20 protein-coding genes and 1 pseudogene are annotated in these 25,004 nt (G+C 66.7%); 11 read left to right on the top strand and 10 right to left on the bottom strand.

Annotated features, from left to right (window positions below):
• Window positions 1-34: 34 nt before the first annotated feature.
• Window positions 35-742, top strand: coding sequence for a hypothetical protein (locus AB4Y92_RS12125; RefSeq protein ID WP_441819865.1), 708 nt, complete (start codon window positions 35-37; stop codon window positions 740-742).
• On the opposite strand, the gene AB4Y92_RS12120 is transcribed toward AB4Y92_RS12125, so the two are convergent.
• From AB4Y92_RS12120 to AB4Y92_RS12095, 6 genes are all read right to left on the bottom strand, one after another.
• Entirely contained in the window at window positions 732-1,964 is a 1,233-nt protein-coding gene (locus AB4Y92_RS12120; RefSeq protein ID WP_441819864.1) for a type III PLP-dependent enzyme, read from the bottom strand. The genes AB4Y92_RS12125 and AB4Y92_RS12120 overlap by 11 nt on opposite strands.
• Window positions 1,961-3,724, bottom strand: a complete 1,764-nt coding sequence (locus AB4Y92_RS12115; RefSeq protein WP_441819863.1) for an IucA/IucC family protein — start codon at window positions 3,722-3,724, stop codon at window positions 1,961-1,963. The genes AB4Y92_RS12120 and AB4Y92_RS12115 overlap by 4 nt, the downstream gene beginning before the upstream one ends.
• Window positions 3,702-4,880: an MFS transporter gene (locus AB4Y92_RS12110; RefSeq protein WP_441819901.1), complete on the bottom strand. Its 1,179-nt coding sequence runs from the start codon at window positions 4,878-4,880 to the stop codon at window positions 3,702-3,704. Before AB4Y92_RS12110 ends, AB4Y92_RS12115 begins: the two co-directional genes overlap by 23 nt.
• Complete coding sequence (locus AB4Y92_RS12105) at window positions 4,877-6,712, bottom strand: IucA/IucC family protein (protein WP_441819862.1); 1,836 nt, start codon at window positions 6,710-6,712, stop codon at window positions 4,877-4,879. The genes AB4Y92_RS12110 and AB4Y92_RS12105 overlap by 4 nt, the downstream gene beginning before the upstream one ends.
• Window positions 6,709-7,914 carry an ATP-grasp domain-containing protein gene (locus tag AB4Y92_RS12100; RefSeq protein ID WP_441819861.1) on the bottom strand — a complete coding sequence of 402 codons (1,206 nt, stop codon included), beginning with the start codon at window positions 7,912-7,914 and terminating at the stop codon, window positions 6,709-6,711. Before AB4Y92_RS12100 ends, AB4Y92_RS12105 begins: the two co-directional genes overlap by 4 nt.
• A 173-nt stretch (window positions 7,915-8,087) precedes the next feature.
• A complete protein-coding gene (locus AB4Y92_RS12095) occupies window positions 8,088-8,816 on the bottom strand; it encodes an HpcH/HpaI aldolase family protein (protein WP_441819860.1) in 729 nt (242 codons plus the stop codon).
• A gap of 343 nt (window positions 8,817-9,159) precedes the next feature.
• Here AB4Y92_RS12095 and AB4Y92_RS12090 point away from each other — a divergent pair, with 343 nt between their 5' ends.
• From AB4Y92_RS12090 to AB4Y92_RS12075, 4 genes are all read left to right on the top strand, one after another.
• Window positions 9,160-9,624, top strand: coding sequence for a PIN domain-containing protein (locus tag AB4Y92_RS12090; RefSeq protein WP_441819859.1), 465 nt, complete (start codon window positions 9,160-9,162; stop codon window positions 9,622-9,624).
• A 45-nt stretch (window positions 9,625-9,669) separates the two neighbouring features.
• Window positions 9,670-10,497 (top strand): AraC family ligand binding domain-containing protein, encoded by an 828-nt coding sequence (locus AB4Y92_RS12085; protein WP_441819858.1) that lies wholly within the window; start codon window positions 9,670-9,672, stop codon window positions 10,495-10,497.
• A gap of 58 nt (window positions 10,498-10,555) precedes the next feature.
• Window positions 10,556-11,530, top strand: coding sequence for a DMT family transporter (locus tag AB4Y92_RS12080; RefSeq protein ID WP_441819857.1), 975 nt, complete (start codon window positions 10,556-10,558; stop codon window positions 11,528-11,530).
• A gap of 201 nt (window positions 11,531-11,731) precedes the next feature.
• Window positions 11,732-13,795 (top strand): TonB-dependent receptor family protein, encoded by a 2,064-nt coding sequence (locus tag AB4Y92_RS12075; RefSeq protein ID WP_441819856.1) that lies wholly within the window; start codon window positions 11,732-11,734, stop codon window positions 13,793-13,795.
• A 173-nt stretch (window positions 13,796-13,968) separates the two neighbouring features.
• Here the strand turns inward: AB4Y92_RS12075 and AB4Y92_RS12070 are convergent, their stop codons facing one another.
• From AB4Y92_RS12070 to AB4Y92_RS12055, 4 genes and pseudogenes are all read right to left on the bottom strand, one after another.
• Entirely contained in the window at window positions 13,969-16,197 is a 2,229-nt protein-coding gene (locus AB4Y92_RS12070) for a DUF5916 domain-containing protein (RefSeq protein ID WP_441819855.1), read from the bottom strand.
• A 394-nt stretch (window positions 16,198-16,591) separates the two neighbouring features.
• Window positions 16,592-18,055: a DUF3734 domain-containing protein gene (locus AB4Y92_RS12065; protein ID WP_441819854.1), complete on the bottom strand. Its 1,464-nt coding sequence runs from the start codon at window positions 18,053-18,055 to the stop codon at window positions 16,592-16,594.
• Between the two features lie 166 nt (window positions 18,056-18,221).
• On the bottom strand, window positions 18,222-19,007 hold the full coding sequence (locus tag AB4Y92_RS12060; RefSeq protein ID WP_441819853.1) for a 3-hydroxybutyrate dehydrogenase: 786 nt from the start codon (window positions 19,005-19,007) through the stop codon (window positions 18,222-18,224).
• 499 nt (window positions 19,008-19,506) lie between these two features.
• Window positions 19,507-19,971: pseudogene (locus AB4Y92_RS12055) on the bottom strand (SET domain-containing protein); the annotation flags it as partial.
• Window positions 19,972-20,246: 275 nt separating this feature from the next.
• Here AB4Y92_RS12055 and AB4Y92_RS12050 point away from each other — a divergent pair.
• The 6 genes from AB4Y92_RS12050 to sufD are packed head-to-tail and all read left to right on the top strand — an operon-like array spanning window position 20,247 to window position 24,938.
• Complete coding sequence (locus AB4Y92_RS12050) at window positions 20,247-20,705, top strand: SUF system Fe-S cluster assembly regulator (protein WP_441819852.1); 459 nt, start codon at window positions 20,247-20,249, stop codon at window positions 20,703-20,705.
• A gap of 16 nt (window positions 20,706-20,721) precedes the next feature.
• Window positions 20,722-22,197, top strand: a complete 1,476-nt coding sequence (sufB, locus tag AB4Y92_RS12045; RefSeq protein ID WP_215058299.1) for a Fe-S cluster assembly protein SufB — start codon at window positions 20,722-20,724, stop codon at window positions 22,195-22,197.
• A complete protein-coding gene (locus AB4Y92_RS12040) occupies window positions 22,194-22,397 on the top strand; it encodes a hypothetical protein (protein ID WP_441819851.1) in 204 nt (67 codons plus the stop codon). The genes sufB and AB4Y92_RS12040 overlap by 4 nt, the downstream gene beginning before the upstream one ends.
• Window positions 22,381-22,827: a hypothetical protein gene (locus AB4Y92_RS12035; RefSeq protein ID WP_441819850.1), complete on the top strand. Its 447-nt coding sequence runs from the start codon at window positions 22,381-22,383 to the stop codon at window positions 22,825-22,827. Before AB4Y92_RS12040 ends, AB4Y92_RS12035 begins: the two co-directional genes overlap by 17 nt.
• A gap of 19 nt (window positions 22,828-22,846) precedes the next feature.
• The gene (gene sufC / locus AB4Y92_RS12030; protein WP_057945310.1) at window positions 22,847-23,611 is read left to right on the top strand and encodes a Fe-S cluster assembly ATPase SufC; all 765 of its coding nucleotides are present in this window, start codon (window positions 22,847-22,849) and stop codon (window positions 23,609-23,611) included.
• 31 nt (window positions 23,612-23,642) lie between these two features.
• Window positions 23,643-24,938: a Fe-S cluster assembly protein SufD gene (gene sufD / locus AB4Y92_RS12025; RefSeq protein ID WP_441819849.1), complete on the top strand. Its 1,296-nt coding sequence runs from the start codon at window positions 23,643-23,645 to the stop codon at window positions 24,936-24,938.
• Window positions 24,939-25,004: the final 66 nt, after the last annotated feature.

Here is a 25,004-nt window from a genome sequence, read left to right as displayed (position 1 = left end):
TCCGGCGCGGCGCGACCCGTTCGATGGATCACTCATGCGCTCACTTCATCCGCTGACCCTGCCGGCCGCCGCGCTGGCGATTTCGCTCGCCCTGGCCGCCTGCGGCGGCAAAGATCCGGCCGCGGGCGAGAACGCGCAAGGCGAATCCGGGCAATCGCTGCCCGCGCCGGAAGGCGGCCGCGGCGGCGTCACCGGCATGCCCGACAAGCCCGGCCCCGGTCAGGTTGGCGCACCCGCGCAAACGCCGCCGGCCGCTCCGGCGCTGGACGAAAACGGCAATCCGCTGCCGGTCGCCGGCGAGATCGCGCCGAACCCGGACCCCGCCGCGGTCGCGCCCGACGCCGCGCCCATCGACGCCAGCGCCGCCGAACCCACGCCGGAAGACGCGGTCGCGCTGATCCGCGATTACTACGCCGCCATCAACGGCAAGAATTTCGACCACGCCTACACGCTGTGGTCCGACGGTGGCCGCGCCAGCGGCCAGGACCCGCAGCAGTTCGCGAACGGCTTCGCCCAGACCGCCGGCGTATCGGTCGAAGTGATGCCGCCCGGCCGCGTCGATGCCGGCGCCGGCCAGCGCTATGTCGAAGTGCCGGTGGCGATCACCGCGACCCAGCGCGACGGCAGCCAGCGCAAATACGTCGGCGGTTACACGCTTCGCCGCACCGTCGTCGACGGCGCCAGCGCCGAACAGCGCGCCTGGCATATCGCCAGCGCCGATATCCGTGAGGTCAAGCAGTAAGCACAACCTCGCGCGCGTCGACGTTCGAGGTCGTCGTCGGCTCCACGCCGGGTTCGAGGAACACCATCCGCGGCGGCGGATGCATCAGGAAGTTCTGATGCGAAATATTCCAGGCATAAGCGCCGGCGAGCGGAAACACCAGGCAATCGCCCACCGCCAATGCCTCGACCGCCTGCCCGCGCGCCAACACGTCCTTGGGCGTGCACAACTGCCCGACCAGGGTGACCTTCTCCTGCAGCAGCGTCGGCGCGCCGTCGCCGCGCAGCACATGGAACGGATGGTCGTGGTTCTGCGCCGCCGGCGTGCGGAAGTGATGGGTGCCGCCGCGCGCGACAGCGAAATGCTCGCCATAGCTGCGCTTGATGTCGATCACTTCCATGACGTAGTAGCCGCAGGCGACGCTGACGAAGCGGCCGGGCTCGAAGCGGATGCGCAGGCCGTGCCGCTCGGGCAGCGACAGTTCGCGCAGGCCCTCGCAGAAGGCCTGCCAGTCGAACGAATTCGCGTGATCGGCGTAATCGATACCGAAACCGCCGCCGGCATTGACCGTGCGCACGTCCAGACCGTAGCGCTCGCGCCACAGCACCACAGTGCGGACATAGGCCTGCACTAACTCCAACTGCATGGCCACGTCGCGTTGATGCGACATCAAGTGGAAGTGGAAACCCTCCAGGCGCAGCTGCGGGTTCTCGCGCAGGCATTGCACCGCCTGCGGCAACGCATCCTCGTCGAGTCCGAACGGCGTCGGCTTGCCGCCCATCATCAGGCGGGTGTCGCGGATGCCGGGCACGGTGATGTTCATGCGCAAGAACACCTGCACGGTCCGGCCCGCCGACGCGGCGATACGCGCCAGCCGCTGCAGCTCGCCCAGGCTTTCGACATGCACGGTGCAATCGGGCAAGGACACCGCCTGGGCCAGCTCGCTGTCGAGCTTGCCCGGGCCGCCGAACAGCAGCGGCCGACCGGGCTGTTGTTCGTGCAGCCAGCGCAGCTCGCCGCCGGACGCGGCCTCGAAACCGTCTACCCACGGCGCCAGCGTTTGCAGCACCGGGGCTTCGGCATTGGCCTTGGCGGCGTAGTAGATTTCATAGCCTTGCGGCAGGCAGGACTTCATCCAGCGCGCATGCGCCTGCAGCGAAGCCAGATCGTAGACGTAGGCGCAGACGCCGTCGCCCGATTGCGCGCGCAGTTGCCTGATGGCGGCGGCGACGGCCGGAGTCATGCCGCTTCCTCGGCCGCGGCCCACACGCGGATCGGATTGGCCAACGCGGTGTAGTCCGAATCGCGATCGGCGCGCTTGAACACACGGGTGCGCAGATTGTTCTTGCTCGGCAGACAGTCGCCCTCGACCAATCCCTGCAACAAAGGCTGGCGGCCGAAGCGTTCCTGCCAATGCACGGCCAGCGCGCCGACGACGCTCCACAAGTGGTCTTCCAACGCGCTGTCGCCCGCGGCGATATGGAACATCGCTTCGGCCAGATTGTTGATCAGCGCGCAGTAGGCGACGCGGTTCCAGCCGAGTTCGCGCGAATACTGCACCGACTGGCGCGCGCGCTCGGACAATCCCTGCAGCCGCTCCGGCGGCCATTGTTCGGCGACCAGCTTGGTGCCTTCCAGATCGCGGATCCACACCCGCGCCGGCAAATCGTGGTTAAAGCCGATCAAGGTGTTCTGCAGATGCGGTTCGAGCACGATACCGTGCTTGAAAAACGCCAGCCATACGCCGTCGAGCAGGCATTTCGCATACGCCGCGAACCAGGTCTCGGCGGCGTGGTTGTAACCGCCGCCGTGATGGCGCGCATAACGCTCGACCAGTTCGCGGCAGACGCTGTTGCCGAGCCGGTCGCGGGTGAACAAGGCGCCGGCCACCTGCGGCCGATAACGTTCCAGCACCAGGGTCTGGAAGCTGTTGCGATAAAGAATGCCGAAGCTCTCGCCGAGTTCGCGCACGTTGGCTTCATCGCCTTCGCCCGCGGCGGCGAAGTCGAGCGTGGTCGCCGCCGGTTCCAGCAGCACATCGAAGCCGGCGGCACGGTTGCGCACGTCGTCCCAGGCGCCGGCCAGCAGGTCGGTCAGGGCGACCGCGCTTTCCAGTTCGTACCAGGCGTTCTTGCGCACGCAGTTGGTCAGGCGCACGTGGATCGACATCTTGAGGAAGTAATCCGCCTGCGGGTGATACATCGTGCGCACCGAGGACGTCGGCGCGAGCGCTTCGCCGAGCGGGCCGAGCGGTTCGATCAGGCCCTGCGCGCGGGCGCGCTGCCACACCGGATTGGCCAGGACGCGCTCGACCTCCCACGGATGGCAGGGATACAGATCGCTCTCGCCAGACAGTTTCGCGAGCACCTGGGTAACGTCGGCGCCGTGGCGCTGCAGCAGTCGCGGATCGACGCGGAACCAGTACAACGGGAACTCGGTGCGCGCTTCCGGCGAGCAAGCCAGGGCCTGGTCGATATCGATGCCCTCGCGGCTTTTCGGCGTGGGATGCAATGCGTGCCCCCAGACCATGCCCTGCTCGGCGTCGAGCATCGCGTTTCCGCTTTCACGCGCATCCGCCGCCAGCGCCAGCAGGCGCGCGTTGACGGCGATGCTGTTGTCGCATTGCGCCAGCAGCTCATGGTTGAAGCCGCATTCGTCCGCGAGCCGGTCCAGGAGGAAATGGATCAAGGTCGCCGCATCGGCCGATCGCCAGGGCTCGCCGGGCGACTTTAAATAGGGCGATCCGACATATTCGCAGCGACCCAGCCGGCTGCCGCGCTGCGCGCGCACCATCAAGCGATAACCGGCCTGGGCGAAGCGGATGCGGATCAACGCGCCTGCGCCTTGATCGAAACGCGCCGGCCGGTCCTGGCCGCGATAATCGAAATCCACTTCCCCGCGCGGCATGGCGAACTCGCGCAGATAGCAGTTCAACCAGCATTCGACGGCGTTGGCCTGGGCCTGGCCGTCGTACCACTGTTCATGCATCGTTTGTCGCGACATGACGTTGCCTCTGAGTCTGGAATCGGAACGTATAGACCGCCAGGGACAGCGCCAGAGCGCTGACCGCGGCGGCCACGAAGAAGGGCATGGACAAGCCATAGCGATGCACCAGGGCGCCGGCGCACACGCCGGCCAGGGCGCCGGCCCATTTGCCGCAGGCATCGAAGGTGCCGAACAGGCGGCCGGCCGGACGGCCACTGGCGCATTCGCTCAAGGCGCGGTTGATACCGCTGAAGGCCAACAGCATCCCGGCGCCGTACAACACCCGCACCGGCGCCAACCACGCGGCGCTGTGCAGCACGCCATGCGCGGCGCAGGCCAATGCGAGCAGGAACAAGCCGCCGAACAACCTGCGCTGCGACGGCGTCTGGCGCGAGCGCAACCACGGCATCGCCAGCAGATACACCAGGTGCGGCAGGCTGTAGAGCAGTCCGGCCATGCTGTCGTTGCCGACGCCCAGCCGCTCGCTGTAGGGAATGAAGTACGGGAAGGTCACGACCATCGCGAAGCAGAACAGGAACTGCACGCCATACAGGCCGAACAACTCGCGTCGATCGTCGGCGAACGCCACCGGCACCTGCCCCGCGCTCGCTTTGGGTTTGGCGGCGATGGTGTCGGTGGGCAGCCACCACGTGATCGCCAGCGCCAGCGCCGGCAGTGCGGCCAGATACAGATACAGCTGCAAGGTCTGGCCGGCGCCGGTTACCAATCCGAGCAACGGCGGCGCCGAAACCATCGCCAGGCGCGCGGAGAACTGCGTCCAATCCAGCGATCGCGACAGCGTCGCGCCTTGCGATTGCGTGGACAGATAGGCGTTGGCGGCGGCCATCGATCCGCCGCAGGTGCCCTGCACGATCAGTCCCAGCACGAACACCGCGAGATTCGGCGCGGTGCCGGCCAGGACGAAGCCGATCACCAACCCCACCTGCGCCCGCATCAACGACAGCTTGCGTCCGTAGGTATCGGAGAACCGGCCCCACGCGCTCGCCGTGAGCGCGGTGCAGATCGTCGGCAACACGTACAGCACGCCGACCAGCCAATCCGGCGCGCCGGGCGCGAGTTCGGCCAGCACCCGCGGCATGAAGATCGGCAGGCCCAGCGCGGTGAAAGCCGCCAGATAGTGCGCCGTCAGAACCGGGCCGAGGATGCGCATCAGGCCGCCTCGCTCGCGGGTTCCGGCGCGGTCTGCGGCGTGGGCACGACGCCCGCGTCGCCCTCAGCGGTCGCGAGCATGAAGTTCGGGCCGCTGTCGCCATAGAACTTGTTGATGTCGGCCGCACCCGTGGCCTTCTTGCTGTAAAGGCTGCCGGCACACAGCAGGTACTTGACCGGCAGGCGCGGCGCGCGCAGCAGCGCCCAGGCCGGCGCGGTATCGACGCCTTCGGCCTGCAAGCCTTGCAGCGCCGACGACAACGCCGCACGTAGCGTCTTGTACATCGCCGCGCGCAGCGTCGCATCGTCGGCCGCCACGCCCTCCAGCACTGCGACCAGGCACAGCTGCAAGGTGATCGTGCAGAACATCCGCGCCAACGCATCGTCGCCGCCGACCGCGATGCGCTCATCGCGCAACGGGCCATGGCGATCGACGTCGCTCAATCGGGAGCGCAGTCGCGATTGCAGCACTCGCGCCGAATCGTTGTCCTTCATCAGCAGGCGCGGCGGCGCATCGGCGCGATAGAGCAACACGGCGTTCTGCTGATTCGACTCCAGCGCCACGCCATAGCTCAGCCACAGGCGCAGATGCACCTCGCACAACAGCTGCGCGTAGCTCTGCCACCAGGCCAGCAGATCGCCGTCGTGGAAACGATCGGCCAGATGCTGCGCGAACGGCCGGCCGTCGGGCATCGCGCTGCACAGGGCGGCCACCGGCACCAGCGTGCTGCCGTCGAGGGATTGCGGGTATTCGCGCACCAGATAGGCCAGATGCTTGGCCTCATCGACGTGACCGCCGTGGGCTTCATCGACGTGCAGGAAGCGTCCGCGCAACACCGGATCGGCCGCGCCGATTTCGCTGAGCACGCGCTGGAACCAATACCCGTCGTACAACGTCGAGGGCTTGATCAGCCGCAGGTTGAGCGCGCCCAGGGTGCGCATCAGCAAGGGCAGCTTGATGTGGTGACGCGGGTGATCGACCGGCATGACGGTGCGCACCGACAGCGTCGGCCGCACGCGCAGATACGCCAGTGGCGCGCGCAAGGTATCGGGCGGCAGCGGAAACTCATCGAGCCGCGACCAGGTCAGCGGATGCACCGGCATGGCCGAATGCGTGGCTTCGAACGATTCCGCGAGTCCCAGCTCGCGCAGGCGCGGCCAGAATGCCGGCGGCGGCGTGGTCTGTGTGAGCGCTTGCTTGGGCACCGCCAGCCAGCGCAGTTCGAAGATCGGATCGAACTCGGGCGCGTAGGCACGCAGCGCTGCCTCGTCGAAACCGGACTTGGCGCGGGCGGTGGGATAGAAAGGATGGTCGCGGTAGCTGGCCAGCTGGTCGATGCGCAGCGCGCGCTCGGTCCAGCCTTCGCTGTCGAGCACGTTCGCCAGCGCCGGCGCATTGCGCTCGTAAGCCGTGCGCGCCAAGGCGCGGTGCTGCGCGGCGCAAGCCGCTTCTTCCGCGTAGGCACGGTGCAGGAGCACGGTTTCCTCGTCCATGTCCCGGCCGATCAGTTCCAGCCAGACATCGGCGCCGTGTTCCAGGACGGCACCGCCGCCGCTCTGCCTGACCCAGCCGTCGCTGATCGCACTCACGCTCTGCATGGCATCGCTGCGGCGGATCGGCAACCACAACACGCCGACGGGCAGATGATCGACGCGCCACCATAGTTGCGGCGGCTCGCTTTCGCCCCAGGCCCGGACGACATCGGCCGGCGCGGCCGCTTCGCCGCCGCGGCCGACGATGCCGCGTACGTCTTCGCGCAGGCAGCAGTCGATGATGCGCCAGGCGACGTAGGCGCGGTCGGCATCGGCATCGCGCAGGATCGAAGGCGCGATCATGCGCGGATTTCCCAGTGCAGTTGCGGCTCCACTACGGACAGCGCTTGCGCCAGATCCGCTTCGCTGTCGGCGATCACGCTCAACGCGCCGAGGTAATCCTTGTTGGATTGACTCAGGCGTACCTCTTCACCCTGCTTGCGCAGGCTGCGATACACGGCGTGGGATCGCGGCGATGCCTCGGTGCGATCCTCGCTGGCCTGTACCAGGCGGCCGGTGTTTTGCGCCACGTAATAGCGCACCAAACCCTGCTTGGGCGTCTGCCATGCCTGCAGATCCAGCGATTGCCCCAGGTGCAGGCGCAGCGCGTGTTCGAACCAGCGGCCGTCGAACAAGCGGTCGAGCATGAACTCGCGGCCGTCGCCGATGCTGCGGTAATTGATCTCGATCAGAACCGGACCGTTCTCGGTCAGCACGAATTCGCTGTGGCAGACGCCGAAGCCGACGCCGAAGGCCAGCACCTGCGCCAGGGCTTGTTCGCGATGGCGCAGGCCGACGGGGCCGTTCCAGGTCGCTTCCAGTTCGATGAAATGCGGCGGCTCGGACAGGCGCACGTCGAATCCGCCGACAGCACGGGTGTGGCGGCCGTCGCTGAGCGTTTCCAGGGTGAACAACGGCCCGCGCAGGAAGCTTTCCAGCAGCACGGTGCGGCCCGGGAACCGGCTCCAGTATTTTTGCCCGTAGGCCTGCAGCTCCTCGGCCGTGGCGCACAGCTGCACGTCCAGGCTGGCGACGCCTTCGCGCGGCTTGGCGACCACGGGGAAGCGCGCGTCCGCCGGCAACGGTTGGCCTTGCGTCCAACTGTGGAACCACGGCGTCGGCAGGCCCAGATCGCGCAGGCGCTTGCGCATGGCGGCCTTGTTCTTGGCGGCGTAGCACACGCGCCAGTCCTTGCCGGGCACGTCGAAGCCTTGCGCCACCAGCGCCGCGGAGGTCTGCAGGTGATCGCTGTTGGAGAAAACCGCCGCCGGTTGAATGCCCAGCGTGCGTAGCGCGTCGATCGCGCTCAGCGGGTTGAACACATCGCACTCGGTGATCTGCTGCGGCGCGAATTCGGGATTCGCGCTGAAGTATTCGAGATGGTCGAGGCGGCAATCGGTGAGCAGCACGACCGGAAGTCCCAGGCGCTGCGCGGCGGGAATGAATCCCTCCGTGACGGCGGGGTGGCGGACGTGGGTGAGGATCACCAAGGGATTAGCGTCCATTTATGCGGATCCTTGAGAGAGAAAAGTCAGAAAGTGAATTCGCGGCACGCGGTTCGAGCAGGTTGTTCAGCGCCAGCGAGCCTTCGAAAAGCAAAGTGAGGCCGATCACCACACCGAACCGGTGCTGTCTGGAATGCCTGATGACTACGAATTCCTTGCGCGGATGGGAGATGTCAGTTCTTGCGCAGCACGCTCAGGTGATTGCGCAATGCGGTCTGCAGAACGCCACGGTCCTCGCCGGCCAGCCACCACGTGATGTCCTGTTTCACCCAGTGCTCGCGCTGTTCGTCGTTGCGCGGGTTGGCGCAGAACGCAACGCCGGCCGCGCGGCATCGCTCGGCGATTCGCTGCAGCGCCGTCCATACGTCCGGATGCGTCGGATTCGGCCCCAGGCCGAGATCGAGCGCGAGATCCAGCGCGCCTTCCAGCACCATCGATATGCCCGGCACGGCCAGAATCTCGCTCAGCGCCGCCACGCCGGCGGCGCTTTCGATCATCGGTATCACGCGGATTTGGCGATTCGCGGTCTCGATGTATTCGTTCAGCCCGATCTGGCCGAAGCCGGTCACCCGGCCACCGGTGATTCCGCGCCGTCCCAGCGGAGGAAAACGCGCCGCGCTTACCGCGCGCATCGCCTCATCCACGGTTTCCAGACGCGGAATGACGATGCCTTTCGCGCCGGCATCCAGCACCCGCCCGATCAGCTTCACGTCCACTTCCGGCACCCGCACCCACGGCTCGCAGCCGCCGAGTTCGCAGGCGCGGATCGCATGCTGCAGTTGATCCGGAGACACCAGCAGATGCTCCAGATCCAGCACGATGAAGTCGTAACCCGCGCGTCCGATCATTTCGCACAGCAACGGCGCGGGCAGCGAATTGAGCAATCCGATGTAACGGCTCATGGCGGGGGCGGCAGAGCGAGTGTGGGCTGCATCATACCGTTAATGCGAATGAGTCGCAATTGCCGTTCGCCATCACGAAATAGCCTAATCGATTGAATACAGGCACTTTCTGGGCCGAAGATCTGGCAGATCCGGGCCTTTTCGAGCGGCAACGTGTAACGATTCGCGAGTAAGATGGCGACCCGTTTGTCGCCTGTATCTAATGAGTCGGCAGTAATGAAGGAAGCAATTCGACCGTGACGAACGCTGTCCCCAGCAAGGCTCGTGTACTCAGCGCCGCCGAACCGGCCCTGCCGTTCGCGCGCGCGGACGGATCTTTGATGCGCGCACTCAGCCACGACGCATGAACGCTTCTGCGCTGCGCATCGTCCTGGACAGCAACGTCTGCCTGGATCTGTTCGCCTTCCGCGATCCGGCGGCGGCACCGCTGCTGACGGCGCTGCGCGACGGCTCGCTGCATGCGGTCACCGATACCGCCTGCCGCGAGGAATGGCTGCGCATCCTCGACTATCCCAAGCTAGCGCTCGACCCGGCCACGCGCGCGGCCTGCCTGCGCGACTACGACGAATTGCTGCACGCGCATGCGCATTCGCCGCAGGACATCGACGGCGTCGCATTGCCGCGCTGCGCCGACGCCGACGATCAGAAATTCCTCGAACTGGCGCTGGCCGCGCGGGCGCGCTGGCTGTTGACGCGCGATCACGCCCTGATCGTGCTCGGCCGCCGCACCGCGCGCGAGGGCTGGTTCGAAATCATGACGCCGCGCACCTGGGTGGCGCTGCGCGCCTTGCGGCCCGAGGATCGCTGATCGGCGTCCCACGGCGCGGCCGCCGCCGCATGCCATACTCGCCCCATGCAAGGCGTGCCCGCCCAATTCGTCGATGCTTTCGATGCCGCGCAGTTCCGGCAGCCCGCGCATCGCCCGGGCGTCGAGTTGTACCGCGCGCATATCGTCCGCCACGCGTTCGAGCCGCACACTCACGAGGCCTATGGCCTGGGCGCGATCGAATCGGGGGTCGAACGCTTCCGTTACCGCGGCAGCGATCACCTCGCACCGCCGGACTCGCTGGTGCTGATGAATCCCGACGTGCTGCACACCGGCCGCGCCGAAACCGAAGGCGGCTGGCGCTATCGCATGGTCTATGTCGATCCCGACGCCGCCGCGCAAATCACCGGCGAAGCCGGCTGGTGGTTCGACGACGCGGTGCGCCACGATCCGATCCGCGCGCGCCGCATCAGCGCGCGGCTGGACTCGCTGTGGCATGCGCGCGATCCGCTGGAGTTCGACAGTCAGCTGTACGCGCTGCTGCTCGAATTCCGCGACCACGCCCGCGTCCCGCACCGCGTGCGCGACGAACCGGCCGCGCGATTCGCGCCAGTCATCGACTACCTGCGCGCGCATCTGGCCGATCGCCTCACCCTGGACGAACTGGCCGCGGTCGCCGGCCTGAGCCCGTTCCACTTCCTGCGCCGCTTCCGCGCCCAGCATCACGTCACTCCGCAGCAGATGCTGATGGCGTTGCGCCTGCACGAAGCCAAGCGCCTGCTCGCCGCCGGCGTCGCTCCCGCGCGCATCGCCGCCGACACCGGCCTCACCGATCAGGCGCATCTGACCCGCGCCTTCCCGCGCCGTTACGGCGTCACGCCCGCACGTTACCAAAAGCAGATCCGCGGCGGCTGAGCCGGCAAAGCGCAATCTGCTACAAGACGGCGCCGCGCCGTTGCGGCAAGCTGCGGCCATGTTGCTAGGAACCCTCTACGCCCTGCTCGCCGGCCTGATCTGGGGCCTGGTCTTCATCGGCCCGTTGCTGTTGCCGGAGTATCCGGCCGCGCTGCAATCGGTCGCCCGTTACCTCGCCTTCGGCCTGATCGCCCTACCGCTGGCGTGGCTGGATCGCAAGGCGCTGCGGCAACTGGCGCGCGCGGACTGGATCGAGGCGATGAAGCTGGCGGCGATCGGCAACCTGCTCTACTACCTGTGCCTGGCCAGCGCGATCCAGCGCGCCGGCGGGCCGTTGCCGACGATGATCATCGGCACCCTGCCGGTGGTGATCGCGATCAGCGCCAACCTGCGCAACGCGCGTCGCGACGGCCGCCTGCCGTGGGCGAGCCTGGCGCCGTCCCTGCTGTTGATCGCCGCCGGCATCGGCTGCGTGAACCAGGTGGAACTGCAGGCGCTGCGCGCCGACGCCAATGCCGACATCGGCCGCTACGCGCTCGGCGGTCTGCTCGCCTTCGGCGCGGTCGCGTGCTGGACCTGGTATCCGCTGCGCAACGCCGACTGGCTGCGCGCGCATCCGGGCCGCAGCCCGCGCACCTGGGCCACCGCGCAAGGCCTGGCTGTGCTGCCGTTGGCGTTGATCGGCTACATCGCCCTGTGGGCTTACATGGGCGCCAGCCACGACAGCTTCCCGATGCCCTTCGGTCCCAGGCCGGGATTCTTCATCGCGCTGATGGTCGCCATCGGCCTGCTGGCATCGTGGGTCGGCACCTTGTGCTGGAACGAAGCCAGCCAACGCTTGCCGACCGCGCTGGCCGGGCAGTTGATCGTGTTCGAAACCTTGTTCGCGCTGACCTACGCCTTCATCCTGCGCGGCCGATTCCCGCAGCCGCTGACCCTGATCGGCATCGCCTTGTTGATCGCCGGCGTCGTGTGGGCGTTGCGGGTGAAGCCGGTCGCCTTGCCCGATACCCAGGCCGGGTCCGCGCACTGAAGCCAGGGGCGCGATTCGATCGCGGCACGCGGCTCCCCGCGTTCGCGTCGATTACGAACGGCGCGAAAATCAAGCGGCACCACAAGAGCGTTACGCAAAATCGCGCGCGCGCCGGACAGCTCCGCCACTGCGGCGTTATGCCGCACCCTGAGCGATAACGCGCTCACTACCCTGTCCGGCTTCTCAAGCAAGGAAGCCGCCATGCGCGCCGTCACACTTCGCCCCGCCTTGCTCGCGTTCGCCGTCGTTTTCGTCTGCGCCGCTCACGCTCAATCACCTGCGCAGCCGGCCAGCGATGGCGCCAAGACCCTCGCCACCGTGCGCGTTCACGGCCGCTCCGAACCTTCGCGCGCGGTGGAAACGTTGCAGCAGGCGCGTACGCGTCTGGACCAACGCGCCGGCGCGACCGGACTGATCGATGCCGAGGCCTATCGCGACCGCCGCGTCGGCACGCTCACCGATGCGCTGGGTTATGCGGCCGGCGTGTTCGTGCAGCCGCGCTTCGGCGCGGAGGAAGCGCGATTGGCGATTCGCGGTTCCGGATTGCAACGCACCTTCCACGGCCGCGGCCTGGAGTTGCTGCAGGACGGCAGCCCGCTCAACCTCGCCGACGGCGGTTTCGATTTCCAGGCGGTCGAACCTTTGTCGGCGCGTTACATCGAGGTGTATCGCGGCGCCAATGCATTGGAATTCGGCGCGGCCACGCTCGGCGGCGCGATCAACTTCGTCTCGCCCACCGGTTACGACGCCGCGCCGCTGACCTTGCGCGCGGAAGCCGGCGACTTCGGCTACCGGCGCGGCCAGATCGCCGTGGCCGGCGTGTCCGGGCAGGCCGACGGCTACCTCAGTCTCAGCGGCTTGCGCCAGGACGGCTATCGCGATCACGCCGAGCAGGAGAACTATCGCCTGTTCGCCAACGCCGGCTATCGCTTCAGCGACAGCCTCGACGGGCGCGTCTATCTCACCCATGTCGATACGCGCTCGGCCCTGCCAGGCAATCTGACCCTGGCCGAATCGCGCCGCGATCCGCGCCTGGCGGCGCCGGGCAATATCGCCTTGAATCAGCGCCGCGATTACCGCCTCGATCGCGTCGCGGGCAAACTCGCCTGGTCGCCGTCGCCGGGCGACACGCTGACGCTGTCGGCGTATTACGCGGACAAGTCGCTGGATCACCCGATCTTTCAGGTGCTGCGCCAGGACAGCCGCGACTACGGCATCGACCTGCGCTGGCGCGGCGAATCGCAGTGGCTGGGCCTGCGCAATGTGCTGATCGTGGGCGCCGCGTTCGCCCAGGGCGATACCGACGACGATCGCTATTTCAATATCGCCGGCCGCGCCGGCGCGCCCAGCAACCGCTTCGATCAGCGCGCGCGCAACAGCAAGCTGTACGCCGAGAACCAGACTTGGCTGAACCCGCAGTGGGTCGTATCCGTGGGCGCGCAAGCGCTGCGCTCGCAACGGCGTTCGCGCGATCTGTTGATCGCCGGCGGCCGCGACGAAAGCTTCGATGCGGATTATTCCGGCATCAGCCCCAAGCTCGGTGTGCGCTATGTAATCGATGAGCACGCGCAGCTGTACGCCAACCTCAGCCGCAGCCTGGAACCGCCGAGCTTCGGCGAACTCAGCGGCGGGCCGGGCATCACTCCGGTGGACAAGCAGCGCGCCGACAGCGGCGAGATCGGTCTTCGCCTGAATGGCGATGCCTTGTCGCTGGATGTCGCCTTGTATCGCGCCCGGGTCAAGGGCGAGCTGCTTTCCCTCAGCGACGGCAACGGCAATCCGCTGGGCACCATCAACGCCGGGCGCACCTTGCATCAGGGCATCGAACTGGGGCTGGGCTGGAAATTCGTCGACGATTTCACTTTGTCCGCGAACTACCTGTACAACGATTTCCGCTTCGACGGCGACCGGGTCTATGGCGACAACGACCTGGCCGGCGTCCCGCCCCAGCAACTGCGCGCGGAGCTGCGCTGGCAGCCCGACCCGCGGTTGTATATCGCGCCCAGCGTGGAATGGACGCCGCAGGATTACTACATCGATCACGCCAACAGCTTCAAGGCGCCGGGCTACACCATCGCGGGGTTGCGCGTGGGCGGCAGGATCGCCTCGCAGTGGAGCTGGTTCGCCGATGCACGCAATCTCGCCGACAAGAAGTGGATCGCCAGCACCAATGTGATCGCCGATGCACGCGGGGTGGATGGGCGTAATTTTCTGCCGGGCGATGGGCGGGCTGTTTATTTTGGGGTGGAGTGGCGGAAGGATTGAGCCGCGGCGGCGCTGCCTGCATGGCCGGGCGAAGTTTGAGCGGTGCTTCCGGTTTGCGTCGCTTCTGAAAAGAGGGCATCGGGGCTGAAGCCCCTCCTACAAAAGACCTCGCGGCGATGAAATCTTTTGTGGGAGGGGCTTCAGCCCCGATGCTTTGCGTTCAGATCGCGACATCAAATCTCGAACCGATACGACAACTTCACCAGCAACTGCTCGCTGTCGCGCAGATCGAAGGCATCGCTGAATTGCCGTCCCACATTGTGTTCCTGCATGCCCTCCTCGAACATCTCGCCGCCGCGCACATAGGCGACATACAGATACGACAGCGGCGCCAGTTCATAACGATAACGAACCTGGAACCCGAGATTGCGCAGGCTGAAATCCGGAACCTCTTCCGCGACCGCCAGTGCGCGGCCGTCGCTGCCGACCCGATACGCCTGCCGCTTCCGCGCATCCACGCCGATGGTTTCCAGGCGCACGCGCAGCTCCTGCTTGTCGTCGATGAACCACTGCAGGCCGGCATTGAGACTGAGCAGATCGGAACGGAAGGTGGCGACGCGATTGTCGCCGCGCCACAGCAGCCAGTCGGGGTTGTGGCTGTACTCGATGCCGGCGAACAGCAGCAGGCGGTCGTTGTACTGATAATTCGGCTCCAGATACAGACGCAGCTTGCCTTCGTCGATGCCGCCCAGGCCATCGGCGCTGTAGCCGGCTTCGGTGGACAGCGACCACGGGCTCTCGTCTTTGCGCGGGCGCAGGCGCTCGTAGGTCAGGAACATCTTCTCCGGCACCCGCAGCACGCCGTGGCCGCGCGTGACCAGATCGTCGTGGCCGCGACTCCACACCGCCGCTTCGATGAACTCGCGGCCGCCGTCGCGGGTGTCGCTGCGGCGGTTGACCGCGAAGGCGTCGGCGATATGCACGCCGTCGTCGCTGTAGCGGCGCGATACCGCGTAATGCCAGTCGTGCCCGGCGTAGGCCGAATCGGCCGGCAGATCGGTGACGCGCCGGCCCAGGTCGTAGCGCAGGTAGTTGAAGTTGTTGCGTTCCAGATAGCCGAAGTCGTTGAGCATCAGATCGCGGCCCAGATGCAGGCCGTACAGTTGCTGACGCCAGCCGCGGCCCATGTCGTAGTCGACGCGGATCTGCCCGCCGCTGTCGCGGAAGCTGCGGCCGGCCTGCTGCACGTCGGAGGCGACCACGGCGCTGCGGATCGACCACTGCGCGTTCGGGGTCCAGCGTTGATCGAATTCGTATACGTTGGCGTCGCGGTCCAGCCATGGCCGCTCCACCCGCGTGACCATCGCACCCAGTCCCAGTTGCGCGAAGTCACGGGTCACCCGGGCGGCGTAGAAGTCGCGGCCGGCTTCGTCGCCCTCGCTCGCCGCGAACACGCCGTAGTTGAGTCCGCCGGCGCTGCCGTTGAGCTTGACCGCGGCGGTGACATCGCCCGAGCCGTCGCCGTCGTCGGCCGGTCCGCCGACGCGGCGGGTGTAGATCAACCGGCTGTAGTTGTTGTACGAGCCGAACTGCACGTCGAAAAAGCTTTGGTTCTCGGTGAAGAACGGCCGCTTGTCGCTGTTGAAGGTTTCCGTGGCGCTGAAGTTGACGGTGAGTTCGTCGCTTTCGACCTGACCGAAATCCGGATTCAAGGTCGCGCTGAGCTGGAACTTGCCGCTGGGCTTCCAGAACAGGTCCACGCCGCCGTCGAAGTCGCTGTCGTGACGCACCGCGTCCTGCACGCCGACCACGTAGGGCGTGATCGCCAGCAGCGATTGTTTGTAGGCCGGCACTTCGATGCGGTTGAACGCCGACAGATAGCGCGCTTCGGTGTAATGCACCGCCGGCCACGAGGTGCGCTCGCCGGTGGAGGCGATCACCCGGTCCAGCTGGATGCCGAGCGTGCGCATGCCTTCGCGCTGGCGCATCGGCGCGATATGCCAGGGAATCAACATCTCGGCCGACCAGCCTTCGTCGTCTTCGCTGGTGGCGTGGCGCCAGTCGCCGTCCCAATCGTTGCCGAACAGGTTTTCGCTGGTGATGGTGGCGTCGGTAATGCTGTTGGCCAGGGTCACGGTGAAGTTGTAGCCGGCGCGGCCGTCGCCGTCGAAGTCGACGTACAGATTGACCCGGTCCACGGTGCCGTCGCCGTCGCGCTGGGTGTGCTGGCGCAGGCGCGGCACGCCGGCGGGCTGGTGATTGCGGAACGCGACCGCCAGGCCTTGCGGCGTGGCCATCAGCCAGGCTTCGGTCGGCTGCGAGGCCGGCTCGCGCGACAGCGGCTGGGTCAGGCGGAACTCCTGGATGTGCTGGGCCTGGCTCCATTCCTGCGGATCGATGCGGCCGTCGATGTCCAGCGCATGCGCGCAAGGCGCGGCGAACGCGGCGCAAACCGCGGACATACAAATGATCAGATTGCTGCGCATGGTGCGGCCCCGTGCTGCGGATGAGTCGCACCGGCGGCGCATCCCCTGCGCGGCCGGTCACGAGTCGCGGCATACGGCACCGCGACGACGCGCAGACTAGCGGCGTGACGGTCGTTGGCTAAATGGCGTTAGTCATGGCAACCCTTGGCGGCCGGCGCGCATCGCAGCCTTAGGGACCGAGGGTTCAGGCCGCCGCATGGTTGCGGGATGACAAAGGTCAGCTGAATTGCTGAGCGCAGGCGCTGTCGGCGCTGCTTGGCGAAAAGCGTCGGGGCTGAAGCCCCTCCCACAAAAGACCTCGTGGTTTTGAAGTCTCTTGTGGGAGGGGCTTCAGCCCCGATGCTGTCCGATCAAATCGCCGAGAAACCGCTCAAGGCGCGGTGGCATCGTGCGCAACGAACGCCGACTCGCCATGCGGCAACTGCAACCACTCCGGATGCGCCAAGGCCCGGGCGATGTCGCTCTGCCCCGACAGCCAATGCTCGCGCATCGCCACGCGCCCGAACTGGTAGTCCTTGAAGTGGCCGATCTTGGCGCGGTCGCGATAGATCAGATGGATCACGCTGTAACGCCGGTCGCAGGCCAGTTCGGCCGCGTGCTGGGCCCAGGGGTTGTGCTTGCGCACGTCTTCGGGGATTTCCTCCAGCAACTCGCGCAACAGCCGGCGGTAGTGCTGGAATACGCGCTGAGTATCGGTGATCAGACGGGTGCGGCTGGAATACTGGATTTCCTTTTGCCGCTCGGCGACGTCGAGCAGGTTCTGCGGCAACTCGCCGCGCGCGTTCCACAGATCGACCTGGAACACCAGGGTGTCGCGCCGCGGCGACGCGGTCAGCACTTGCGACAGCGGCGTGTTCGACACCAGGCCGCCGTCCCAGTAGAACTCGCCGTCGATCTCGATCGCCGGAAACGCCGGCGGCAACGCACCCGAGGCGAGGATGTGGCGCGCATCCAATCGCATCTGGGTGTTGTCGAAATATTCCAGGTTGCCGGTGCGCACGTTGACCGCGCCGACGCTGACGCGGATGCCGTCGTCGTTGAGGCGATCGAAATCGACCAGGCGCTCGAGCGTGGCGATCATCGGCGAGGTGTCGTAGAAACTCGCCGCGGCCGGGCCCGGCGGCGCGAACGGGTCCTGCCCCAGCCACATGCGCGGCTGATAAAACCCGCGCTGGCCTTCGACGATGGCGCGCCAGGCTTCCCAGGTATCGAGCCAGGCACGGGTGTCGGCGTCGAGGCCGGCGAAATGCGCTTCCTGGCCGAAGGTGGTGGCGGGAAACACGTTGGGTCGCGAGATCGTGTCCCAGAACTCGCGCAAGGCGTCCATGCGCTTTTCCGGCGGGTTGCCGGCGATGATCGCGGTGTTGAAGGCGCCGATGGAAATGCCGGCGATCCAGTTCGGAGCGACGCCGGCATCGAACAGCCCTTGGTAGACGCCGGCCTGATAGGCGCCGAGCGCGCCGCCGCCCTGCAACACCAGGGCGATGTTTTCCGGCAACACCGGCGCTGTGGCGCGGATGCGCGCGCCGGCGGTCTTCGCCGCTTGCGAGGCGGCTTGTTTGCTGGGAGCGCGTGATGCGGCGGTGGTCGAACCGGACGCGGATTTCTTCTTGCCGACAGTGGCCGGCGCGGCGGTCTCGGCAGCCGGATCGATGAATACGGCCGGCGCGCCCTTGCGCTTGACCGGCGAGGGCTTGGCAGCGGATTTAAGTGGCGCTGCCTTGACGGGCGCGGCTTTGGCCGGCGCTCGTTTGGCGGGCGCCGACGATGCCTTGGCGGGTTTTACGCTGCGCTTGCTATCGGCGGATCGGGTCTTGCTTCGTGTGTTCGCCATTGTTGCGCCTCACTACTGACCGGGCTCGTCGCGATTCGCTCTTGCTCGTCATCCCCGCGAAGGCGGGGATCCAGAGACTTCGCAGCTGTGTCGCGATAACGCCCTGGATCCCCGCCTTCGCGGGGATGACCAGCCCCAACGCCATGCGCGGCATGGCGCCGGCGACTTACTGCATATACCAACCATGGCTGACCACGAAACTCTGCCCGGTCAGCGCCGCGCTCGGGAACTCGGCCAAAAAGCGCACCGTCTGCGCCACGTCCTCGACCGTGGTGAACACGCCATCGACGGTGTTGCCGAGCATGACCTTCTTGATCACCTCGTCCTCGCTGATGCCCAGTTCCTTCGCCTGCTCGGGAATCTGCTTGTCCACCAGCGGCGTGCGCACGAATCCGGGGCAGACCACGTGGCTGCGCACGTTGTGCTTGGCGCCTTCCTTCGCGAGCACGCGCGACAGGCCCAGCAGGCCGTGCTTGGCGGTGACGTAGGCCGACTTCAGCGGCGAGGCTTCGTGCGAATGCACCGAACCCATGTAGATCACGGTGCCGCCCTTGTCGCCTTTGTACATGTGCGGCAGCGCGGCCTTGGTGGTCAGGAAGGCGCCGTCGAGATGGATCGCGAGCATCTTCTTCCAATCGGCGAAGGCGTAGTTCTCGATCGGGTTGACGATCTGGATGCCGGCGTTGGAAATCAGGATGTCGATGCCGCCCAGTTCGGCGACCACGCGCTCGATGCCGGCGTTGACCGCGGCCTCGTCGGTGACGTCCATCGCCACGCCGATGGCGCGGCCGCCGAGGCCGACGATTTCGTCCGCCACCGCCTGCGCGCCGGCCTGATTGAGGTCGGCGATGGCGATCGCGGCGCCGGCGCGGGCCAGTTCGTGCGCGATTTCCTTGCCGATGCCGCTGGCGGCTCCGGTGACGACGGCGACTTTGCCTTGGATCGAGCTCATGGACGACTGCTCCTGGATGCGAGGGGAGGAAATTTGCGCCGAAGTCGGCGAACCGGCGGCCATTGTCGCCGCGGCGTGTTATCGCGGCGTGGCGGCGGATGCATCGCAGTGTCCCGGTGAGGGAGCTTGGGGAGCTATCGGACTTTCGTCCGCGGGCAAAGGTTGACCGCTTGGCTTTAACCGCGTTGCCGCGCAGCGGGTGAGCGGACGGGGTTTGCGGGCCGTTGGCCCGCGCGTCCGCTATTGCCCAAACGCGACGCGTTTGGGCGGGAGTGAGGTTGAAGCGAGGGCTCCCGCCGATCGCGTGCCCTCATCCGGCCCTTCGGGCCACCTTCTCCCGCAAAGCGGGAGAAGGGAAGTAGAGCGGCCGGCTCGGCCTCCAGCGGCGTCCTCAAACGCCGGGAAACAGCCGGCCGAACCCTCAATCCTTCTTCTTGCCCTTCTTGTCCTTCTTCTTTTTCTTGTCCTTCTTCTTGTCTTTCTTCTTGGACTTCTTGTCTTTCTTGGGCTGCAGCATGGTGCCGGTGCAATCCGGCGAGCCGCAGCGGCATTCCCAGATCTGCTTCAGTTCCTTGGTGTGCTTCTCTTCCAAGGTGATGCCGTAGTTGTACGACAGCTCCTCGCCCGGGGCGATCTCGCGGATCGCCTCGATGAACACCTTGTCCTGGCGGCGGTCGTCGCCGTCGTCCTCTTCCAGCACCGCCTCGCAGTTGGGCGAGCAGCTGTGATTGATCCAGCGCGCGGTATTGCCTTCGTAGTTGGCGTCGATCACGTACTCGTCGTTGAGCGTGAACAGGAAGGTATGGCCCGAGTCGGCGTCGCCGGTATCGCCGGCGTCGGCTTCTTCGTGGCTGCGGCGGCGGCCTTTGTATTCGATGACGCGTTCGCCCTTGGCGATCGGGGCGACGGCGAATACACCGTTGCCGTGGATGGCTGAACGACGGGCGGCGATCTTGCGCGGCATGGCGATTCCCAAAATGACGAACGATCATTCTGACCTGAGCAGGGGTTGCGCCGCTATCGTCGGCGATCTCCTTTCCGTGACGCGCCGCCGCGGCCCCGGGGCTCGAACCCGGAATCGGCCCCGCCCCGCCCGGCAATCCGGGCCAGATCGGGCGCCGCCCGGGCTCCCCGCCGCGGCCCGATGAATCGTGCAAAACCGCCCGCTGGCCTCGGCCCGGATAAAACCGTACAATTTCGGTACGAATTACCCCCCGCCGTCTTCAGCGCCCCACGCCGATGCTCCGCGTCACCAAGCTCACCGATTACGCCACGGTCGTCCTGACCGTCCTGGCGGCCCAGCACGACCGCGTCCTCAGCGCGGCCGAGATGGCCGAGCGCGCCGGCCTGGAAGCGCCGACCGTCAGCAAGGTGCTCAAGCCGCTGGCCCAGGCCGGCCTGGTCGAGGGTTTCCGCGGCGCCAACGGCGGCTATCGGCTGGCGCGGGCGCCGGAGCAAATCGGCTTGATCGAGATCGTCGAAGCGATGGAAGGCCCGCTCGGCATGACCGAATGCAGCGTCCACGAAGGCAACTGCGGCCTGGAGCAACAGTGCGGCGTGCGCGCCAACTGGCGCCGGATCAACGACGTCGTGGTCGAAGCGCTCAGCAACGTCACCCTCGCGCAGATGCTCGCCCCCACCTTTTCACCCGAACCCGCCTCCGCCAAGCGCATCGACCTGCGCCTGGCCGGCGCTTAGACAGTAGGCAGCCAACATGGCCACCGACATCAGCAAGACGCCCGCCGCCGCGGGCGACATCGCCAATCGTGAGATCCACGAGCAGCTCGGCCGTCGCTACGAAGCCGGTTTCATCACCGACATCGAATCCGACAGCCTGCCGCCGGGACTGGACGAGGACGTCATCCGCGCGCTCTCGGCCAAGAAGAACGAGCCCGAGTGGATGACCGACTGGCGCCTTGAGGCCTATCGCCACTGGCTGACCATGCCGATGCCGCATTGGGCCAAGCTCAACATCGCGCCGATCGATTTCCAGGCGCTGAGCTACTACAGCGCCCCCAAGGCCAAGTACGCCTCGCTCGACGAAGTGCCGCAGGAGCTGCTGGACACCTACGACAAGCTCGGCGTGCCGCTGCACGAACGCGCGCGCCTGGCCGGCGTGGCGGTGGACGCGGTGTTCGACTCGGTCTCCGTCGGCACCACCTTCCGCAAGGAGCTGGCCGAGAAGGGCGTGATCTTCTGCTCGATGTCCGAGGCGATCCGCGAGCAGCCCGAGTTGGTCAAGAAATATCTGGGCAGCGTCGTGCCGACCGGCGACAACTTCTTCGCCGCGCTGAACTCGGCGGTGTTCTCCGACGGCAGCTTCGTCTTCATTCCCAAGGGCGTGCGTTGCCCGATGGAGCTGAGCACCTATTTCCGCATCAACGCCGGCCACACCGGCCAGTTCGAGCGCACCCTCATCATTTGCGAAGACAAGGCCTACGTCTCGTACCTGGAAGGCTGCACCGCGCCGATGCGCGACGAAAACCAGCTGCACGCGGCGGTGGTCGAGTTGGTCGCGCTGGAAGACGCCGAGATCAAGTACTCGACGGTGCAGAACTGGTACCCGGGCGACGAAAACGGCAAGGGCGGCATCTACAACTTCGTGACCAAGCGCGGCGAATGCCGTGGCGCGCGCAGCAAGATCAGCTGGACCCAGGTCGAGACCGGCTCGGCGATCACCTGGAAATACCCCAGCTGCGTGCTGCTGGGCGACGATTCCACCGGCGAGTTCTATTCCGTCGCGCTGACCCACCATCGTCAGCAGGCCGACACCGGCACCAAGATGATCCACGTCGGCAAGCGCACCAAGTCGAAGATCATCAGCAAGGGCATCAGCGCCGGCCGCGGCCAGAACACCTATCGCGGCCTGGTCAAGGTCGAGAAGAACGCCGCCGGCGCGCGCAACCACACCCAATGCGACAGCCTGCTGATCGGCAAGAAGTGCGGCGCGCACACGTTCCCGTACATCGAGGTCAAGCACCCCGACGCGACGGTCGAACACGAAGCGACCACCTCCAAGATCAGCGACGACCAGCTGTTCTACTGCCGCAGCCGCGGCATCGGCACCGAGGACGCGGTGTCGATGATCGTCGATGGCTTCTGCAAGAGCGTGTTCCGCGAATTGCCGATGGAGTTCGCGGTCGAGGCCAAGAAGCTGCTGGAAGTGAGTCTGGAAGGTTCGGTCGGATGACTACGCGCATCGCCCGTACCATGCGCTTCGTCGCGCCGGACGAACAAAACGCCCAGAGCGTGCGCTATTGGCGTTCGCGCCCACCGGAAGAACGTTTGCAGGAGACCTTGAACCTGCACCGGGAAGGAAATGAGTTGTTCAAGAACGGAAACCCGCCTTTCGCTTACGTGATCGAGTTGCGCGATGTCCCAGCTCCCTGACGACTGGCGCGACTTTCTCGCTGCGTTGGGCGCCCATCGCGTCGATTACATGCTGGTCGGCGGCATTGCGCTTGGCGTGCATGGACACGTGCGTTATACCCGGGACATGGACGTCTGGTTCCGTGGTACCGAAGAAAACGCGCAACGCCTGATCGCCGCATTACGCGATTTCGGTTTCACGGACATCAAGGCCAATCCCGCCGATTTCTGCAAACCGCGCGCGATGCTGGTGCTTGGCGCGGAACCGAACAAGATCGAACTCATCAACTTCGCCGATGGCGTTGACTTCGACCAGTGCTTCCCGAACCGGATCGTTGTTCCGCTCGCCGGAGCGGAGGTCTCGGTCATCGGTATCGACGACCTGCGCAAGAACAAGAAAGCCGTCGGCCGCCTGCAAGACCTGGCGGACCTTGAACGCCTCGAAGATTGAACTAACCAAGATGCCCACCATGCTCAAGATCGAAAACCTCCACGTCCAAGTCGCTGGCAAGGACATCCTCAAGGGCCTGAGCCTTGACCTGCAGCCGGGCCAGGTGCACGCCATCATGGGACCCAACGGCGCGGGCAAGTCCACGCTGGGCAACGTGCTCGCCGGTCGCGAAGGCTATGAAGTCACCCAGGGTTCGGTCGAATTCGAAGGCCGCGATCTGCTCGCGCTGGAGCCGGAAGAACGCGCCGCCGCCGGCGTGTTCCTGGCGTTCCAGTACCCGGTCGAAATCCCGGGCGTGAACAACACCTACTTCCTGCGCGCCGCGCTCAACGCCCAGCGCAAGGCGCGCGGCGAGGCGGAACTCGACTCCATGCAGTTCCTCAAGCTGGTGCGCGAGAAACTGGCCGTGCTGCACCTGAAGGACGAGCTGCTGCATCGCGGCGTCAACGAAGGCTTCAGCGGCGGCGAGAAGAAGCGCAACGAGATCTTCCAACTGGCGCTGCTGGAACCCAAGCTGGCGATCCTGGACGAAACCGACTCGGGCCTGGACATCGACGCGCTCAAGGCCGTCGCCCACGGCGTCAACACACTGCGCTCGGCCGATCGCGCCTTCCTGGTGATCACCCACTACCAGCGCCTGCTCGACTACATCAAGCCCGACGTGGTGCACGTGCTGGCCGACGGCCGCATCGTCGAAACCGGCGGGCCGGAACTGGCGCTGGAACTGGAAGCGCACGGCTACGAATGGCTCAAGGACCGCGTCGCTCCGGAGAACGCGGCGTGATCAACGCGAACCCAGCCACGGAGCGCGCCCGATGAGCGCCCTGCTCGACGCCTTCGCCGCGTCCTTCGAGGCCCTGCCCGCGCGCGAAGCCGCCGGCCTGGGCGCCACCCGCCGCGCCGCGCTCGACGCCGCGCTGCGCGACGGCCTGCCCGGCCCGCGCACCGAAGCCTGGAAATACACGCCGCTGCGCGCGCTGGAACGGCGCGCCTTCGCTTCGGCTGAGGCGGTGCCGGCCAGCTTCGACAGCGCGGCCATCGCCGGCATTCCGGCGCCGCGCATCGTCTTCCACAACGGCCGCTTCGACGCCGCGCGTTCGGACCTGTCCGGCCTGCCCGCGGGCGTGTCGCTGCTGCCGCTGTCGCAGGTGCTGGCCACCGACGACGCGCGCGAAGCCAACTTCCTCGCCCGCCGCTTCGAGCGCGCGGACGAAATCTTCGCCCGCCTCAACGCCGCGCTGGCCGACGAAGGCGCGGTGCTGCGCGTGGACGCCGGCGTGCAGGCGCCGGGCACGGTGCATCTGGTGTTCGTCGGCAGTCCCAACGCCGGCGATCTGGCCTGGCATCTGCGCCATCTGATCGAACTGCGCGAAGGCGCCTCGCTCAGCGTGGTCGAGCATCAGATCGCCACCGACATCCACAATCACCTGTCCAACAGCCTGACCCACGTCCACCTGGCGCCCAACGCCACGCTGTCGCATGCGCGGGTGCAGGACGAAGCGCTCGGCGCGACCGTGTTCGCGCGCACCGACGCGGTGCTGGCGCGCGGCGCGCGCTATCGCCGCATCGACCTGGAACTCGGCGCCGCGCTGGCGCGTCACGAACTCAACGCCGCGCTGCATGGCGAAGGCGCGCAGGTCCTGGCCAACGGCGTGCTGCTGGCGAGCGGCCGCCGCCATCTCGACACCCGCCTGGGCATCGATCACGTCGGCCGCGACACCCAGTGCGAACTGGTCTGGCGCGGTCTCGGCGCCGGCCGTTCGCGCGCCGCGTTCCACGGCGGCATCCTGATCCGCGAAGGCGCCGACGGCAGCAACGCGTCGCTGTCGAACAAGAATCTGCTGCTCAGCGAAGGCGCGGAAATCGACACCCAGCCGGTGCTGGAAATCCATGCCGACGAAGTCCAGGCCGCGCACGGCGCTACCGTCGGCCAGCTCGACGCCAACGCCCTGTTCTACCTGCGATCGCGCGGCTTGCCCGTGGAAACCGCGCGCGCGCTGCTGACCACCGCGTTCTGCCGCGAGACCCTGACGGTGATCGAGGACGACAGCGCGCGGGCGATGCTGGAAGTGCGCTTGAGCCTGGCCCTGGAACGGCTGCAGCTGGCTTGAAAGCAGGAGCAGGCGCGAAACAGTGAACAAAGCGTTCCCTCTGGGAACCGAAGTCTTTATTCACTG

The sequence above is a fragment of the Lysobacter sp. TAB13 genome (assembly GCF_052113885.1).
GTDB lineage: Bacteria > Pseudomonadota > Gammaproteobacteria > Xanthomonadales > Xanthomonadaceae > Lysobacter > Lysobacter gummosus.
This window is presented reverse-complemented; position numbering and strand designations above follow the sequence as displayed.